Source organism: Citrobacter sp. Cy070, assembly GCF_030332245.1.
Classification (GTDB): domain Bacteria; phylum Pseudomonadota; class Gammaproteobacteria; order Enterobacterales; family Enterobacteriaceae; genus Citrobacter; species Citrobacter youngae.
The window spans coordinates 158,394-174,850 of sequence record NZ_JAOWIG010000053.1 but is presented as its reverse complement, the minus strand read 5'-3'; the positions used below and the strand labels follow the sequence as shown (position 1 = coordinate 174,850).

The 16,457-nt window shown below is 53.4% G+C and carries 15 protein-coding genes and 1 pseudogene; 8 read left to right on the top strand and 8 right to left on the bottom strand.

Annotation, left to right across the window (positions count from 1 at the left end):
* Window positions 1-77: 77 nt before the first annotated feature.
* The 8 genes and pseudogenes from ppsR to OGY19_RS08255 all read left to right on the top strand — a co-directional run bounded on the left by ppsR (window position 78) and on the right by OGY19_RS08255 (window position 8,202).
* A complete protein-coding gene (ppsR, locus tag OGY19_RS08290) occupies window positions 78-911 on the top strand; it encodes a posphoenolpyruvate synthetase regulatory kinase/phosphorylase PpsR (protein WP_003030553.1) in 834 nt (277 codons plus the stop codon).
* A gap of 126 nt (window positions 912-1,037) precedes the next feature.
* On the top strand, window positions 1,038-2,084 hold the full coding sequence (gene aroH, locus OGY19_RS08285; protein WP_005120291.1) for a 3-deoxy-7-phosphoheptulonate synthase AroH: 1,047 nt from the start codon (window positions 1,038-1,040) through the stop codon (window positions 2,082-2,084).
* Between the two features lie 209 nt (window positions 2,085-2,293).
* Window positions 2,294-2,482: pseudogene (gene hemP / locus OGY19_RS08280) on the top strand (hemin uptake protein HemP).
* Between the two features lie 73 nt (window positions 2,483-2,555).
* Entirely contained in the window at window positions 2,556-4,541 is a 1,986-nt protein-coding gene (locus tag OGY19_RS08275; protein WP_286596317.1) for a TonB-dependent hemoglobin/transferrin/lactoferrin family receptor, read from the top strand.
* A 47-nt stretch (window positions 4,542-4,588) separates the two neighbouring features.
* Complete coding sequence (gene chuS, locus OGY19_RS08270; RefSeq protein WP_048211864.1) at window positions 4,589-5,620, top strand: hematinate-forming heme oxygenase ChuS; 1,032 nt, start codon at window positions 4,589-4,591, stop codon at window positions 5,618-5,620.
* Window positions 5,617-6,438, top strand: a complete 822-nt coding sequence (locus tag OGY19_RS08265) for a heme/hemin ABC transporter substrate-binding protein (protein ID WP_286596314.1) — start codon at window positions 5,617-5,619, stop codon at window positions 6,436-6,438. The genes chuS and OGY19_RS08265 overlap by 4 nt, the downstream gene beginning before the upstream one ends.
* Window positions 6,438-7,430, top strand: a complete 993-nt coding sequence (locus OGY19_RS08260; RefSeq protein ID WP_115602129.1) for a FecCD family ABC transporter permease — start codon at window positions 6,438-6,440, stop codon at window positions 7,428-7,430. Before OGY19_RS08265 ends, OGY19_RS08260 begins: the two co-directional genes overlap by 1 nt.
* Window positions 7,423-8,202 carry a heme ABC transporter ATP-binding protein gene (locus tag OGY19_RS08255; protein WP_048211867.1) on the top strand — a complete coding sequence of 260 codons (780 nt, stop codon included), beginning with the start codon at window positions 7,423-7,425 and terminating at the stop codon, window positions 8,200-8,202. Before OGY19_RS08260 ends, OGY19_RS08255 begins: the two co-directional genes overlap by 8 nt.
* Here OGY19_RS08255 and selO read toward each other — a convergent pair.
* The 8 genes from selO to pheT all read right to left on the bottom strand — a co-directional run bounded on the left by selO (window position 8,199) and on the right by pheT (window position 16,442).
* Window positions 8,199-9,641 (bottom strand): protein adenylyltransferase SelO, encoded by a 1,443-nt coding sequence (selO, locus tag OGY19_RS08250; protein ID WP_115602130.1) that lies wholly within the window; start codon window positions 9,639-9,641, stop codon window positions 8,199-8,201. The two genes, OGY19_RS08255 and selO, sit on opposite strands and share 4 nt — an antisense overlap.
* Before the next feature lie 64 nt (window positions 9,642-9,705).
* A complete protein-coding gene (locus tag OGY19_RS08245; RefSeq protein WP_048211869.1) occupies window positions 9,706-10,416 on the bottom strand; it encodes an EAL domain-containing protein in 711 nt (236 codons plus the stop codon).
* Window positions 10,417-10,732: 316 nt separating this feature from the next.
* Window positions 10,733-11,197: an NlpC/P60 family protein gene (locus tag OGY19_RS08240; RefSeq protein ID WP_003832591.1), complete on the bottom strand. Its 465-nt coding sequence runs from the start codon at window positions 11,195-11,197 to the stop codon at window positions 10,733-10,735.
* A gap of 77 nt (window positions 11,198-11,274) precedes the next feature.
* Window positions 11,275-12,024, bottom strand: a complete 750-nt coding sequence (gene btuD, locus OGY19_RS08235) for a vitamin B12 ABC transporter ATP-binding protein BtuD (protein WP_115602132.1) — start codon at window positions 12,022-12,024, stop codon at window positions 11,275-11,277.
* Complete coding sequence (locus OGY19_RS08230) at window positions 12,024-12,575, bottom strand: glutathione peroxidase (protein ID WP_048211871.1); 552 nt, start codon at window positions 12,573-12,575, stop codon at window positions 12,024-12,026. The genes btuD and OGY19_RS08230 overlap by 1 nt, the downstream gene beginning before the upstream one ends.
* A gap of 74 nt (window positions 12,576-12,649) precedes the next feature.
* A complete protein-coding gene (btuC, locus tag OGY19_RS08225; protein ID WP_101741707.1) occupies window positions 12,650-13,630 on the bottom strand; it encodes a vitamin B12 ABC transporter permease BtuC in 981 nt (326 codons plus the stop codon).
* Between the two features lie 120 nt (window positions 13,631-13,750).
* Window positions 13,751-14,050 (bottom strand): integration host factor subunit alpha, encoded by a 300-nt coding sequence (gene ihfA / locus OGY19_RS08220; RefSeq protein WP_003030571.1) that lies wholly within the window; start codon window positions 14,048-14,050, stop codon window positions 13,751-13,753.
* A 4-nt stretch (window positions 14,051-14,054) separates the two neighbouring features.
* The gene (pheT, locus tag OGY19_RS08215; RefSeq protein ID WP_115602133.1) at window positions 14,055-16,442 is read right to left on the bottom strand and encodes a phenylalanine--tRNA ligase subunit beta; all 2,388 of its coding nucleotides are present in this window, start codon (window positions 16,440-16,442) and stop codon (window positions 14,055-14,057) included.
* Window positions 16,443-16,457: the final 15 nt, after the last annotated feature.

Below are 16,457 nucleotides of genomic sequence, written 5' to 3'. Positions count from 1 at the left end.
TGATGCAGCAATATTCGCTTCTGACGAATTTTAATTTATGCTTTCAGAGAATTATGTCTGCCCCCAGGATGAGCAAAATGGATAATGCTGTTGATCGTCATGTATTTTATATTTCTGATGGCACAGCCATCACCGCAGAGGTATTGGGTCACGCGGTAATGTCGCAATTTCCGGTCACGATCAGCAGCATTACGCTGCCGTTTGTTGAAAATGAGAGTCGCGCGCGGGCGGTTAAAGACCAGATTGACGCCATTTATCAACAAACGGGTGTGCGTCCTCTGGTGTTCTACTCCATCGTGTTGCCGGAAATTCGCTCGATCATTTTACAAAGTGAAGGTTTTTGCCAGGACATCGTCCAGGCACTGGTCGCGCCGCTGCAACATGAGATGAAACTCGACCCCACGCCGATCGCACATCGCACGCACGGCCTGAATCCCGGCAACCTCAACAAGTACGATGCGCGTATTGCCGCCATTGATTATACCCTCGCGCACGACGACGGTATTTCGTTGCGCAACCTCGATCAGGCGCAGGTGATCCTGCTTGGCGTTTCTCGTTGCGGCAAAACCCCGACCAGTTTGTATCTGGCTATGCAGTTTGGTATCCGTGCGGCCAACTACCCCTTTATTGCCGATGATATGGATAATCTGGTGCTGCCCGCCTCTCTGAAGCCGTTGCAGCATAAATTATTCGGCCTGACCATCGACCCTGAGCGCCTGGCGGCGATCCGCGAAGAGCGCCGGGAGAACAGCCGGTACGCTTCGCTGCGCCAGTGCCGAATGGAAGTTGCTGAGGTAGAAGCGCTGTACCGAAAAAACCAGATCCCATGGCTGAACAGTACCAATTACTCGGTAGAAGAGATTGCCACCAAGATCCTCGACATTATGGGGCTGAATCGCCGCATGTACTAGAATGCTAGTGCATTGGTTCGATTTTTTGTTATTATGCTCGCCACCAGGCAGGATGAGTGTGATATTGTGATGTACATCACTTCCCGGTAGTCCTGCCGTTGAAGCAACAAATTTCTGAGATAAGTAATGAACAGAACCGATGAACTCCGTACTGCGCGTATTGACAACCTGGTCACTCCAGCAGAGCTTGCGCAACGGCATCCTGTTTCGTCCTCCGTCGCCCGCCATGTTACGGATTCCCGACGCCGGATAGAAAAAATCTTGAATGGTGAAGATCCTCGCTTGCTGGTCATCGTTGGACCATGCTCGATTCACGATCTCGATGCCGCCATGGAATACGCCACGCGTTTGCAGGCACTGCGCACTAAACACCAGGCGCGTCTGGAAATCGTGATGCGTACCTATTTTGAAAAACCGCGTACCGTCGTGGGCTGGAAAGGCCTCATTTCCGACCCGGACTTGAATGGCAGCTATCGTGTAAATCATGGTATTGAGCTGGCACGTAAACTGCTGTTACAGGTCAACGAACTGGGTGTACCGACGGCCACTGAATTCCTCGATATGGTGACAGGTCAGTTTATTGCTGATCTGATCAGCTGGGGCGCAATTGGCGCACGCACCACAGAGAGCCAAATTCACCGTGAAATGGCTTCCGCGCTCTCCTGCCCTGTCGGGTTCAAAAACGGAACAGATGGCAACACGCGTATCGCCGTCGATGCTATTCGCGCGTCACGCGCCAGCCACATGTTCCTCTCACCGGATAAAACCGGGCAGATGACTATCTATCAGACCAGCGGCAATCCCTACGGTCATATCATCATGCGCGGTGGTAAAAAGCCGAACTACTCTGCCGAAGATATTGCCGCTGCGTGCGATACGCTGCATGAATTCTCTCTGCCGGAGCATCTGGTGGTGGATTTCAGCCATGGCAATTGCCAGAAGCAGCATCGCCGTCAGTTAGAAGTGTGCGATGACGTCTGTCAGCAGATTCGCAATGGTTCGACGGCAATAGCCGGGATCATGGCGGAAAGTTTCTTACGCGAAGGTACGCAAAAAATCGTCAGCGGCCAGCCACTGGTTTATGGTCAGTCAATCACCGATCCCTGCCTGAACTGGGAAGATACGGAACTGCTGGTCGAAAAACTCGCCGCGGCGGTAGACAGTCGATTCTAACATCATGCCCGGGCGGTGGTTTCGCCTGACCCGACCTAAGGTTCGTGCCCATCCAGGCCCGGTCAGCGTAATGCGACCGGGCTTTTTTAATGCAGCACAATCCCGCAAATTTGATCCCGTCACAATTATTTCACAAAAAGACTTGATGCAAATTCTCAGTTTATTGATAATGATTATCATTGTTACATTGATTGTTATTTTTAAACACTATGTCACGTATGGATAACACTACAGCAACGCCTGCAAAAGAAAAAACACCGCCTTCTGTCATGCCAAATGAGCGTCGAATTGACAGTAAAAGCCTGCTGGGTAAATAAGGACGCGTGATCATAGAACATGATGGTCAGCATTACTTGCTGCGCCAGACCCAAGCCGGAAAACTCATTCTGACCAAATAAACAACACCTTTCGCCAGCCACCCAGGTGATACCCAGGCAGCCAGCGCTTTCGATTTCCTAATGGAGAGTTGCTATGCCATACCTGCACACTGCATCCCTGCGTCCCTCGCTATTGGCGCTGGCGATTGTCAGTAGCCTGCCCACTTTCGCGTATGCGGCGGTCGAAGATATGACCGTCACCGCCACCGGCAATGCCCGTAGTGCCTTTGAAGCACCGATGATGGTCAGCGTGATTGATGCCACCGCCCCGGAAAACCAGACCGCCAGTTCGGCAGCCGATCTGTTGCGGACGGTTCCGGGTCTGACCCTCGATGGCACGGGCCGCACCAACGGCCAGGACGTGAATCTGCGCGGCTATGACCGCCGCGGCGTTCTGGTGCTGGTTGACGGCGTTCGTCAGGGCACCGACACCGGACACCTGAACAGTACCTTCCTCGACCCGGCGCTTATCAAACGCATCGAAGTCGTGCGCGGCCCTTCTGCTCTGCTGTATGGCAGCGGTGCGCTCGGCGGCGTGATCGCCTATGACACTGCGGATGCCAAAGATCTGCTGGAAGCCGGACAAAACAGCGGTTACCGCGTGTTCGGTACTGCGGCAACCGGCGATCACAGCCTCGGTATGGGCGCCAGCGCATTTGGGCGTACCGATACGCTGGACGGACTGCTTGCATGGTCGAGTCGCGATCGCGGTGATTTGCGCCAGAGCGACGGCACTACAGCGCCAAACGATGAAGCGATCAACAATATGCTGGCGAAAGGCAGTTGGGAAATTGACAGCGCCCAGACGCTGGCAGGCTCGTTGCGCTACTACAACAATGACGCCCGTGAACCTAAGAACCCACAAACCAGCGCGGCGGATGCCACCAGCAACCCGATGACCGACCGTTCAACCATCCAGCGTGATGCGCAACTGACCTACACGCTCGCCCCTGTGGACAATGACTGGCTGAACGCTGATGCTCGCCTTTACTGGTCCGAGGCTCGCATTAATGCCCAGAATCCGGATGCGACTAATGAGTTTCGCAAACAAACGACCAAAGGCGGAAAAATTGATAACCGCAGCCGGTTGTTTACCGACTCCTTTGCTTCTCACCTGTTAACTTACGGTGGTGAGTACTATCGCCAGGAACAACGCCCCGGAGGTGCGACGACCGGTTTCCCTGAGGCAAAAATTGATTTTAGCTCCGGCTGGCTGCAGGATGAAATCACCCTGCGAGATCTGCCCGTAACATTGCTGGGTGGTACACGCTATGACTCATATCGCGGTAGCAGCGATGGTTACGCGGATGTCGATGCCGACAAATGGTCGTCCCGCGCAGGAATGACCGTTACGCCAGCCGACTGGCTGATGCTGTTCGGGTCCTGGGCTCAGGCCTTCCGCGCCCCGACTATGGGCGAGATGTATAACGATGCAAAACACTTCTCGATTGGTCGTTTCTACACTAACTACTGGGTGCCAAACCCTAACCTGCGCCCGGAAACCAACGAAACGCAGGAGTACGGATTTGGCCTGCGCTTTGACGATCTGCTGATGGCGAGCGATTCGCTCGAATTTAAAGCCAGCTATTTCGACACCAAAGCGAAAGATTACATCTCCACCAGCGTCGACTTTGCTGCCGCGACAACCATGTCCTATAACGTCCCCAACGCCAAAATCTGGGGCTGGGACGTGATGGCGAAGTACTCCGCCGATCTGTTCAGTCTCGATATGGCCTATAACCGCACACGCGGCAAAGATACTGACACGGGCGAATACATTTCCAGCATTAACCCGGATACCGTCACCAGCAAACTGAACATACCCGTGGCACACAGCGGTTTCTCAGTCGGCTGGATAGGCACATTTGCGGACCGCTCCACGCATATCAGCAGCAGCTACGCTAAACAGCCTGGCTATGCGGTAAACGATTTCTACGTGAGCTATCAGGGGCAACAAGCGCTGAAAGGCATGACCACCACGCTGGTGCTGGGCAACGCCTTCGACAAAGAGTACTGGTCGCCGCAGGGCATCCCACAGGATGGTCGCAATGGCAAAATTTTCGTGAGTTATCAGTGGTAATCACTTTTCCCCGGTTCGCCGGGGTAGCAATCTGGAAGGAAGAGACAATGAATCATTACACACGCTGGCTGGAACTGAAGAAAGAAAATCCCGGTAAATACGCACGTGACATTGCAGGGTTGATGAATATTAGCGAAGCCGAACTGACCTTTGCGCGCGTCGGCCATGACGCCTGGCGCTTACGTGGCGAAGTCCGCGAAATACTCGGCGCACTGGAAGCCGTAGGCGAAACCAAATGCATTTGCCGCAACGAATATGCGGTGCATGAACAGGTTGGCGCTTTTACCAATCAACACCTGAACGGTCATGCCGGACTGGTTCTTAATCCGCGCGCCCTCGACCTGCGCCTGTTCCTTAATCAGTGGGCAAGCGCTTTTCATATCAGTGAGACCACCGCCCACGGCGAGCGTCAGAGCATTCAGTTCTTTGACCATCAGGGGGATGCGCTGCTGAAAGTCTATGCCACACAGAATACCCTCGTTGAGGAATGGGCTGCGTTGCTGACCCGTTTCATCTTCGCTGAAAACCCGCCACTGGTACTGCAACCTGCCAACACTTCTGCGCCAGCCGTCATCACGGTCGATGCGCAGACTGTTGATCAAGAGTGGCGAGCGATGACCGATGTACATCAGTTCTTCGGTCTGCTGAAACGCCACGATCTCACCCGTCAACAGGCATTTAATCTGGTGGGCGACGATCTGGCCTGTAAAGTTTCTAATAGCGCACTGGCGCAGTTACTTGATACCGCGCGCCAGGATGGCAATGAAATTATGGTTTTCGTGGGTAATCGCGGCTGCGTACAGATTTTTACCGGCGTAATAGAAAAACTGGTGCCGATGAAAGGCTGGCTGAATATTTTCAACCCGACCTTTACCCTGCATCTGCTGGAAGAGTGTGTAGCCGAAACGTGGGTAACGCGCAAACCGACCGCCGATGGCCACGTCACCAGTCTGGAACTGTTTGCTGCCGATGGCACGCAAATTGCCCAGCTTTATGGACAGCGTACGGAAGGGGAACCAGAGCAAACACAATGGCGAGCGCAGATCGATGCCTTAACGCCAAAAGGACTGGCCGCATGAAAAAACTGCTGGTCCTGATTGCGCTGCTGCCCATCGCAGCGCTGGCTGCTGACGAAGAACGCGTTGTGGCTCTCGGTGGCGACGTCACCGAAATTGTGTATGCGCTGGATGCGCAATCATCCCTCGTGGCACGTGACAGCACCAGTCAGTGGCCACAGGAAGCGACCCAATTACCCGATGTAGGCTATTTACGTCAGCTCAACGCCGAAGGTATCCTGGCTACCCGCCCTACTCTGGTGTTAGCCAGCGCACAAGCGCAGCCTTCTCTGGCCCTGAAGCAGGTCGAACACAGCAACGTCAGGGTTGTCACGGTCCCTGCCAGTAATACGCTTAGCCTGATTGATGAGAAAGTGCAGGTCATTGCGCAGGCGACACACCAGGAGGCTAAAGGCGAAGCCCTGCGCAACACATTACGGCAGGAACTCGCGGCATTACCCGCCACGAAGCTTGATAAACGCGTTCTGTTTATTCTCAATCATGGTGGAATGACCGCAATGGCTGCAGGACAGGATACGGGGGCTGATGCCGCTATTCGCGCAGCCGGCTTACGTAACGCAATGCAGGGTTTTAGCCGTTACCAGCCGTTATCACAAGAAGGCGTCATTGCCAGCCAGCCCGACCTGGTGGTGATCTCACGGGATGGTATTCAGGCCGTTGGTGGTGAAGCTAACCTGTGGGCACTGCCTGGACTTGCGCAAACGCCTGCCGGGCGCAATAAGCAGGTACTGCAGATTGATGATATGGCATTACTGGGCTTCAGCGTTCGCACGCCACAGGCCATTTTGCAGCTACGCGCCAAAGCGGAGCAATTGCCCTGATGGCCCGACGAATCACCTGCTCGTTATGGACTCTGGCCTTTATGCTGGGTGTAATGACGATACTGGCGACCGGTTTTGGCGCGTTGCGCCTGCCGGTAAGCCTGCTCTGGCAGGACGGAGATGATGCTTTGCGTCAAATCTGGCTCACCATTCGGCTACCGCGCGTTCTGCTGGCGCTGGTGATTGGCGGCTCACTGGCACTGGCAGGTTGCGTCATGCAGGGATTGTTTCGCAACCCGCTTGCCGATCCAGGGCTACTGGGTATTAGCAGCGGTGCGGCCTGCGCCGTCGCTTTGTGGGTAGTGCTGCCTGTCTCTTTACCCGCGCTGTTGATGCTGTACGCCCCGATGCTGGCCGCTTTTCTCGGTGCGCTGGCGGCAACGGTAGTGATTTTTATCCTCAGCCAACAGCGCGACGGTTCGCTCTCACGTCTGTTACTGGTCGGTATTGCTATTAATGCGCTCTGCGGAGCGGCGGTTGGCGTTTTGTCGTGGATCAGCAATGATGCGCAGTTGCGCCAGTTGTCGTTGTGGGGGATGGGAAGTCTGGGAGCCGCGCAGTGGTCCACGCTACTAGCTGTCACGTCACTGACTATCCCGACGGTGCTGATCATCTGGCGTCTGGCTCCGGCGCTGAACCTGCTACAACTGGGTGAGGAGGAGGCGCATTATCTCGGCGTTGATGTTCGGATGATCCAACGTATTTTGTTGTTGTGCAGCGCATTACTCGTGGCCGCTGCTGTAGCGGTCAGCGGAGTCATTGGGTTCATCGGTTTGGTTGTTCCGCATTTAATGCGTATGTGGCTCGGATCAGACCATCGGGCCGTGATCCCCGGTTCCGTTCTGGCTGGCGCATTTTTACTACTGATTGCCGATACTCTCGCCCGCACCGCAGTTGCGCCTGCGGAAATGCCGGTCGGTCTGTTGACCAGTCTTCTCGGCGCACCGTGGTTTTTATGGCTTATTTTTCGTCAGCGAGGAGCGCATGGCTGAACATTTTATTGCCGAAGGACTTCACTATCGCCTTGCTTATCGCTCAGTAATTGACGACGTATCGCTCAAACTCGCTAAAGGTGAACTGGTCGCGTTAATCGGGCCGAATGGTGCGGGAAAATCCACCCTGCTACGTCTGTTGACCGGCTTTCTTAAACCGACTGCCGGACGCTGTTTGTTAGATGGCAAATCACTGGCTGACTGGAGTACGCAGTCGCTGTCACGCCATCGCGCGGTTATGCGTCAGCAAACGCAGGTAGGTTTTGACTGGCAGACAGAAGCCGTTATCGCGATGGGCCGTGCCCCCTGGTCCCAACATCCCGAGCACGAGCTTATCGCACAGGTAATGGCAGTCACCGGCTGCACACCGTTGGCGGGCAAGCAATACGCCGCGCTTTCCGGTGGCGAACAACAACGCGTTCAGTTAGCCCGTGCGCTGGCACAATTGTGGTGCAACGCCGGACCTCGCGGTTGGCTATTTCTCGACGAACCGACGTCAGCGTTAGATCTGTACCATCAGCAACATCTGCTGAGATTACTAAAGACACTCACCGCTTCAGGAGAATTGCATGTTTGCATCATCCTTCACGATCTCAATCTGGCAGCACTGTGGGCTGACCGGATCATACTGCTCCATCAAGGAAGCATTGTGTCTCAAGGGACGCCCGACGCCGTGTTACAGGCTGATGATCTGATACGCTGGTACGGTGCTCAGGTTCACGTTGGCCAACACCCGGCCAACGCATCCCCACAAGTTTTTCTCGCGCCTTAGCTCGAACAGCTCACCTCCAGCCGTTTGCCCCAGTCAGGTGGACGGCTGATATAATCATCATCCCGATCGATAAACGGCGTACGTAACGCAGCGTGTAACCGATGTAGTTCGGTATAATCACCCTGCTCTGCCTGGCTAATTGCTCGCTGTGCCAGCCAGTTACGTAGCACCATAGCCGGATTCTCCGTCTTCATCTGCGCTTGTCTGACTACGTCAGCCACATTGTCTTGTTGCAGGCGCGTGCGGTAACGAGTGAACCAGTCGTCAAATGCCGCACGGTCAATAAACTCATCGCGCAGTGGGGACAAGGTGCTGTGTTGCTCAGTTTGGCTGAGCATGCGGAACGTTCGCGTATAGTCGCTACCTTCCCGCGCCATCAGGCTAAACAGTTCGCTAAGGATTTCGTTATCGTTTTTCTGCTCACTAAAGAAACCCAGTTTTTGCCGCATTCGTTGCCCATAGCGGGTTAGCAAGGCCAGTTGATAACCGTCCAGCGCATCATTGAGCACATCAACCGGGATGAATGGCGACAGCGTCTGCGCCAGACGTTGTAGGTTCCACAAAGCTGCAGCAGGCTGATTATCAAAACTATAGCGCCCCTGATGATCGGAGTGGTTGCAGACAAAATCTGGCACGTAATCATCAAGGAAACCGAAGGGACCATAATCCATCGTCAGACCAAGAATCGACATGTTGTCCGTGTTCATCACGCCATGCGCAAAGCCTACGGCTTGCCAGTCGGCCATTAACGTCGCGGTACGTGTAACAACATCCGTAAACCACAACTGATACTTATTTGCCTCTTCCTGCCATTGTGGCCAGTAATGACGGATCGCAAAGTCAGCAAGCTGACGTACTTTTTCCGGTTCACGACGATAATAAAAGTGCTCAAAATGGCCAAAACGCATATGGCTTTGTGCCACGCGAATGAGCATCGCGCCTGCTTCAGTGGTCTCTCGCTGCACCGGAGTCTCGCTGGTGACAATCGACAAGGCCCGGGTTGTAGGTACCCCCAAATAATGCATGGCTTCACTGGCCAGGCTCTCTCTAATCGTCGAGCGCAGCACAGCGCGCCCATCCCCCATGCGGGAATAAGGCGTTAATCCAGCGCCTTTCAGATGCCAGTCAAGGGTTGTGTCATCTGCAAGCAATTGCTCACCCAGCAGAATCCCTCGTCCATCGCCAAGCTGCCCAGCCCAGACACCGAACTGATGCCCGCTATAAACTTGCGCCAAAGGCGACATCCCAGGTAATAGCGATTCGCCCCCCCATACACCTGCCCCACCAGAAACATCAAACAACGCAGTTGGAATACCCAATTGCGCAGCCAGAGCATCGTTATGCCAGATGATGCGCGCGTTTTTCAGGGGGGTGGGCGAAAGAGCGGTATAGGTTGCTGGTAATTCATCACGCCAGCGAGTAGTAAAAGACAGGGTCATAGGGCCTCCTGTCTCTAGTGTAGACTGTTAATAGCCTGTTAAACACCAGCAAATAAAAGGGTTATCATTTTACCAGTGAAATAATTTTTGCCGGTGATACCGCCGGCCACAGTCCCCCTTGCATCGCGCTGAATCCCAAAGGTAATACCCGCGTCAGCATCTCTTGTGTATCAATACCGCTAATGATGATTGATTCGCAGCAGGGAGATAATTGCGCCAGAATAGCCCGCATAAACGGCTCAAACGAAATATGTGTAATCCGTTGTTGAACAAAGTTTTTATCCAGCACGACCCGTTTGAAAAGACCATCAAAAATTGCCCGCGTGGATATGCCCCCGGCACCGTAGTTTGTCAGTATTAATGGGAATCGCGCAGCCAGAGCCGCCAGTGTGGGATTTTCTTTGCCACTGTTTAACTCTGGATAACTTTCATTAATCGTCAGTTCAATAAATGAAAATCGTTCAACACGTGAAGCATATTCAGCGTCTGATAATAAAGTATTAGCGACCGCTGGCGTTAAATTAATCCAGGCCGGAATTTTGCGTTGAATAAAAAAGTGTTGGCACGTTTCGATTAATTCCAGCTTCTCGGCAAATAAGCGGCATTGCTCGTCGTCTGACATCCGGGGCATAACCAGCTCTGTTGGCATGTGTACGTCGCCATCCGGGCTGACAAAGTTTGTAACAATATCGACGAACTCAAGGTCACCTTTTTCACTTCGTGCAGGAAGAAAAGAGAACTCTGAATGATAAAGATAATCCAGTGAAACAATCATTGTGCCAGCCCCTCTGCATGGGTGTAATCCGGCATCCTGTAGCAAAGGATGGAAAAATACGTTGCTGCTGATACAAATTGAGGCCCTTTCATTTTTCCCTTTTTAGCCAGTAAATCGAATCCTTTTTTTTTAGCTTATCCTGATTATAAACGAATATCCAGCCTTGCACTTTTTAATATCTCGGGATAAATCATATTTTTAGCAAGATACGCTCTTAATGTTCAGGGTTATAGACCGACAAACAGCAGAAGTGAAAGTTGACATTTAAAATGCGGATGACGAGAAAGCCGCGAGCCGATCTCGTCACCCGCAATGATTAAATTCGGCGCGCCTGCCAAAAGTTTTTACGCCAGTAGACGTTATCCAGCGAAGAACGCATCACTCCGCGACTGGTTGAAGCATGGATAAATTGATTATTGGTATCGTAAATCCCGACATGCAGACCACTTTCACCGGAACCCGTTTTAAAGAAAACCAGATCGCCGGGTAGCAAATCATCTTTATCGATCTCAGTACCAATCTTTGATTGCGTACGCGTGTCGCGCGGGAGTTGCAGATCGAATTTGTCACGCATTGTCATCAACACAAATCCCGAACAATCCACCCCGCTACGGCTCATACCGCCATAGCGATAGGGAGTACCATGCCAGGTTTGCAACTGATCGTTAAGACCTGCGATAACGGCGATAGAGTCCGACAGTCGGGCATTTGGCGCAGGAGCACGATGGCTGCTGCACCCCGCCAAAAACAATGCTGTGATGAAAAGGAGCCAAAAGCGCATTCAGGACGAATCCTCTGATTTTTATTTTTGTGTCAATTTAGCGTGGAAATTATGTGATTTTCAAGAACCCATTTAACTTAAGTGGTTGATATGAGCATTCTGTGGCCTTCAATATCCAGGCGACGGAAATTTACACCGTAGGCTAACGACAGATTGGCTGGCGTTAGCACCACATCACGCGCACCGCTCGCCAGCAGCTTTCCGCGCTTGAGCAACCACGCCTTGTGCGCATGGCGTAGCGTATGGTTAAGATCATGACTGCTCATCACAATGGCGATTCCCTGCAGACACAGCTGGCTCAACAATCTGTCCAGCGCGTTTTGTTGCGCCACGTCCAGGCTATTCATCGGCTCATCCAGCAACAAAAGTTGCCCATGCGGATTAGACTGGGGGCTCATTTGCAGGATGACGGCCGCCAGACGCACACGTTGCCATTCACCCCCTGAAAGCTGATTAACACCACGTCCTAGTTTATCTCCCAGCCCAAGCGCATCAGCCACCTCCTGCAGCAGGTCTGTTCGCGCTTTATCAGGCTGATGCAGCGTCAGAAAATGCCAGACCGGCATCGCAAAAGGCGGATTTTGCTGTTGCGCAAGATAAGCACGATATTGCGCCAGCTTCGCTGCCGGCCAGTCACCGAGGGGTGTATCACCAAAGGTGATGCTCCCCTCTCCGGTCGTCAGTCCCGCCATTCGCGCCAACAACGTACTTTTCCCCGCGCCGTTGGGGCCCACTAAATGCAGGATCTCTCCTGCTTTAATTTCACCAGATAGCGGGCCGAGTCGGGTCGATTCCGCAACATCCTGTAGCAGCATTAATCGGGACATTAGTTGGCCAATGCAGTCTTTATAGCGTGTACAAGAACCGGGTCCTCAGGCGTCATATCAGGTGAATAACGCTGCAGCACCTGTCCATCCCGACCGACTAAGAACTTCTCGAAGTTCCACAGAATATCGTCCGGGTAGAGCGGTGCCCGGCCTTTACTCGCCATACGCGCATAAAATCCGCTATCTGCAGGTGCAACCGCAGTGGGTGCCGCATCAATCAGCTTCTGATACAACGGATGGCGGGCTTCGCCATTGACATCAATCTTACTGAACATCGGGAAGGTAACGCCCCAGGTTGTGCTGCAATACGTCTTAATCTCGTCTTCACTGCCGGGCTCCTGCCCCAGAAACTGGTTGCAGGGGAATCCCAGAACGGTGAAACCCTGCCCATGCCAGGTTTTCTGCAGGTTTTCCAGTTGCTCATACTGCGGCGTTAACCCACATTTTGAGGCTACGTTGACGATTAACAGTACATTTCCGGCATACGCCTGCAATGAGGTCGCCTCGCCGTCGATGGTTGTCACTTCCGTATTAAAAAGCGTGTTTTGCATAGCATCTCCAGAACAACAGGTGAATAGTGGGATGACCCTGTTCAGCTTTTAAGCATAGACCGAACCTGCGCTTTCTAGCGCGCAGCTTTTAACAATAACCAGATAAATACCGGTGCGCCCATCGTGGCCGTCACCACGCCAATGGGTAATTCAGCCGATGCCAGTACCAGACGTGCGACAACATCAGCAAACAGTAGTGCAATTGCCCCCGCCAGCGCACACCCAGGGAGTAAAACGCGGTGATCGGTTAATCCACACAGTCGCAGAATATGAGGGATTACCAGCCCGATAAAACCAATTGCCCCTGCCAGCGCCACGCTCACACCAACCATCCATCCCGTGGCAACCACCAGCAAGTTGCGCCAGAACCATAAAGGCAGCCCCAGCTGGCGCGCGGAGGTTTCCCCCAGCGCCAGCATATTCATCGGCTGTGACTGACAGCAGATCCACACCAGCACCGGAATCAATGCCACCATGAGCCAGGCCTGATGCCAGTCTACGCCGCCGAAGCCCCCCATCATCCAGTACATCAACTGTCGAAGATCAAAAGAGGTGGAAAAATAGATAGCCCAGGTCATCAGCGCGCTGCAGATAATCCCCAGCGCCACGCCGGCCAACAGCAAACGACTGGTCGATAAATGTCGGCGGGCAAAACGAAGAAGAATGAGGGTGATAATCAGCGCGCCAGCAATGGCGCATAGGCCCAATGCCCAGCCGGGCAATCGCCCTTGCCCCAACAGCACAGCCGCAATAAGCCCTACCCCCGCGCCATTAGACACGCCGAGTAAACCAGGCTCCGCGAGCGGGTTTTCAAACAGCGCCTGCATCACCGCGCCAGCCAGGGCCAGTGCGGCGCCTACCAGCAATACGGCAAGTGTACGGGGCAGTCGAATTTGCCAGACGAACAGATCGCCGCGAGCGCTAAACCAATCGCCGGGAGCAATCCACTGTTCTCCTGCGCATAAACTTATCATGGTTGCCAGCAGCATCAGCACTGACAGAGACAGTATCCAGCGCACGTTTCGTCGCTGCTGTTGATGGGCGAAAGTCAGCATGTTTTCCATTCTGCTGAAAAAAGATGGGGAGATTCTACGGTGCTGATTCAGTAGTGAAAAGGAAAAAGGCCGCATAGCGGCCTTTTTAGTTATACGCGTCATACTTTGCTTATCGTTAAATCACTCTTCTTTGGGCGTTGCGTTTTCAACCCGGCTTTTTAACTTCTGCCCGGGTCTGAAGGTCACCACGCGCCGTGCTGTAATGGGAATATCTTCGCCCGTTTTCGGGTTACGTCCCGGACGTTGATTCTTATCACGCAGATCGAAGTTACCAAAACCAGAGAGTTTTACCTGCTCACCGTTTTCCAGAGCACGACGGATCTCTTCGAAAAACAGCTCGACCAGTTCTTTGGCATCCCGCTTGCTAAGCCCAAGCTTATCAAACAGATATTCTGACATTTCAGCTTTTGTAAGCGCCATAGGTTCAATCCCTCAATGATGCCTGGAATCGCTCTTTTAATGCCTCTACACATTTGGCGACGGTAGCGGCAATCTCCTCTTCTTCAAGTGTACGGCTGGTATCCTGAAGGATCAGGCTGATAGCGAGGCTCTTATAACCCTCCGCAACACCCTTACCGCGGTACACGTCAAACAAGTTTACGCCAACTACCTGATTTACGCCAACTTTCTTACATTCGGATAAAATATCCGCTGCGGGAACGTTTTCTGCCACAACAACGGCGATGTCACGGCGGTTCGCCGGGAAGCGAGAAACTTCACGCGCCTGAGGCACCACGCGGTCTGCGAGCTTATTCCACTCCAGTTCGAACACCAGAGTGCGACCGTTCAGATCCAGTTTACGTTCCAGTTCAGGATGAACAACCCCAATGAAACCAATACGTTCACCTTTCAGATAAATCGCCGCAGACTGACCCGGATGCAGGGCTGGATTCGCTTCAGCTTTGAACTGGATGTCCGCCAGTTTGCCTGTCAGGTCGAGAACCGCTTCCAGATCGCCCTTCAGATCATAGAAATCAACCGTCTCTTTCGCCAGATTCCAGTGTTCATCATGACGGTTACCGCAGATAACGCCCGCCAGCATCAGATCCTGACGGATCCCGAGGTTAGCCTGCGTATCCGGTACAAAACGCAAACCTGTTTCAAAAATACGCACACGGTTTTGCTGACGGTTTTGGTTATAAACCACCGTGGACAGCAAACCGGTCCACAGAGACAGACGCATTGCTGACATATCGATAGAGATTGGGCTTGGCAGCAGCAGCGCCTCTTCACCCGGATGCAGCAGCGACTGGACTTTCGGGTCGACGAAGCTGTAGGTAATAACTTCCTGGTAGCCTTTGTCATTCAGCATGGTTTTTACACGTTTCAGCGATAAATCCGCTTCTCGATGCTCACCCATGATAAGTCCTGCCTGAATTGGGGTATTCGGGATATTGTCGTAGCCGTATACGCGGGCGACTTCTTCGACCAGGTCTTCTTCGATTTCCATATCGAAACGCCAGCTCGGCGCGGCAGCCTTCCACTCATCCTGCCCTTCCGTCACGTCACAACCCAGACGACGCAGAATGTCGCTCACCTGCTCATCCGCAATATGATGTCCGATCAGACGATCCAGTTTGCTACGACGAAGCGTAATGGTTGCGCGTTTTGGCAGCGTGTCTTCGTTCGTCACGTCAATGACTGGACCCGCTTCGCCACCGCAGATATCGATCAGCAGGCGCGTTGCACGTTCCATGGCCTTATGTTGCAGAGCCGGATCAACACCACGCTCATAGCGGTGAGAAGCATCGGTGTGCAGACCGTGACGACGTGCGCGACCGGTAATAGACAGCGGGCTGAAGAATGCACATTCCAGCAGGACGTTTTGCGTTTCATCATTCACGCCGGAATGTTCGCCACCAAAGATGCCGCCCATCGCCAGCGCTTTGTTATGGTCCGCAATCACCAGCGTATCCGCATTCAGCTTCGCTTCGCTGCCATCCAGCAATACCAGGGTTTCACCCTCTTTTGCCATACGGACAACAATTCCGCCTTCAATGCGGTCTTTGTCGAATGCGTGCATCGGCTGGCCCAGTTCGAGCAGCACATAGTTAGTCACGTCAACCACGGCATCGATTGAACGAATACCGCAACGACGCAGTTTTTCTTTCATCCACAGCGGTGTCGGCGCTTTAACATTGATGCCTTTAACCACGCGGCCCAGATAGCGAGGGCAGGCTTCTACGGCTTCGACCTGAATCGGCAGGACGTCGCTAATGGTTGCCACTACAGGCGCGATTTCCGGCTCAACCAGCGGAGCTTTGTTCAGCACAGCAACATCACGTGCGACACCGATAATGCCTAAGCAGTCGGCGCGGTTCGGCGTGACGCTAATTTCGATAGTGTTGTCGTCAAGCTTAAGGTATTCACGGATATCGGTGCCAATTGGCGCATCGGCAGGCAGTTCGATAATCCCGTTATGATCGTCGGAAATACCCAGCTCAGAGAATGAGCACAGCATACCTTCAGACGGCTCACCGCGCAGTTTTGCGGCTTTGATTTTGAAATCGCCCGGCAGAACGGCACCCACGGTTGCCACGGCCACTTTCAGCCCCTGACGGCAATTTGGCGCGCCGCAGACGATATCCAGCAGACGGTCGCCGCCTACATTCACTTTGGTGACACGCAGTTTGTCAGCGTTCGGGTGCTGGCCACATTCAACCACTTCACCCACCACAACGCCGTTGAACGCGCCGGAAACAGGTTCCACACCGTCAACTTCCAGACCCGCCATCGTAATTTGGTTTGACAGCGCATCGCTATCAATCGCCGGGTTAACCCATTCGCGTAACCACAGTTCACTGAATTTCATTGTATTACCCTGCCT

Bases quoted from the DNA above. Each gene is read 5' to 3' on its own strand.
- ppsR (WP_003030553.1), top strand. From the start codon at position 78: ATGGATAATGCTGTTGATCGTCATGTATTTTATATTTCTGATGGCACA.
- aroH (WP_005120291.1), top strand. From the start codon at position 1,038: ATGAACAGAACCGATGAACTCCGTACTGCGCGTATTGACAACCTGGTC.
- OGY19_RS08275 (WP_286596317.1), top strand. From the start codon at position 2,556: ATGCCATACCTGCACACTGCATCCCTGCGTCCCTCGCTATTGGCGCTG.
- chuS (WP_048211864.1), top strand. From the start codon at position 4,589: ATGAATCATTACACACGCTGGCTGGAACTGAAGAAAGAAAATCCCGGT.
- OGY19_RS08265 (WP_286596314.1), top strand. From the start codon at position 5,617: ATGAAAAAACTGCTGGTCCTGATTGCGCTGCTGCCCATCGCAGCGCTG.
- OGY19_RS08260 (WP_115602129.1), top strand. From the start codon at position 6,438: ATGGCCCGACGAATCACCTGCTCGTTATGGACTCTGGCCTTTATGCTG.
- OGY19_RS08255 (WP_048211867.1), top strand. From the start codon at position 7,423: ATGGCTGAACATTTTATTGCCGAAGGACTTCACTATCGCCTTGCTTAT.
- selO (WP_115602130.1), bottom strand. From the start codon at position 9,641: ATGACCCTGTCTTTTACTACTCGCTGGCGTGATGAATTACCAGCAACC.
- OGY19_RS08245 (WP_048211869.1), bottom strand. From the start codon at position 10,416: ATGATTGTTTCACTGGATTATCTTTATCATTCAGAGTTCTCTTTTCTT.
- OGY19_RS08240 (WP_003832591.1), bottom strand. From the start codon at position 11,197: ATGCGCTTTTGGCTCCTTTTCATCACAGCATTGTTTTTGGCGGGGTGC.
- btuD (WP_115602132.1), bottom strand. From the start codon at position 12,024: ATGTCCCGATTAATGCTGCTACAGGATGTTGCGGAATCGACCCGACTC.
- OGY19_RS08230 (WP_048211871.1), bottom strand. From the start codon at position 12,575: ATGCAAAACACGCTTTTTAATACGGAAGTGACAACCATCGACGGCGAG.
- btuC (WP_101741707.1), bottom strand. From the start codon at position 13,630: ATGCTGACTTTCGCCCATCAACAGCAGCGACGAAACGTGCGCTGGATA.
- ihfA (WP_003030571.1), bottom strand. From the start codon at position 14,050: ATGGCGCTTACAAAAGCTGAAATGTCAGAATATCTGTTTGATAAGCTT.
- pheT (WP_115602133.1), bottom strand. From the start codon at position 16,442: ATGAAATTCAGTGAACTGTGGTTACGCGAATGGGTTAACCCGGCGATT.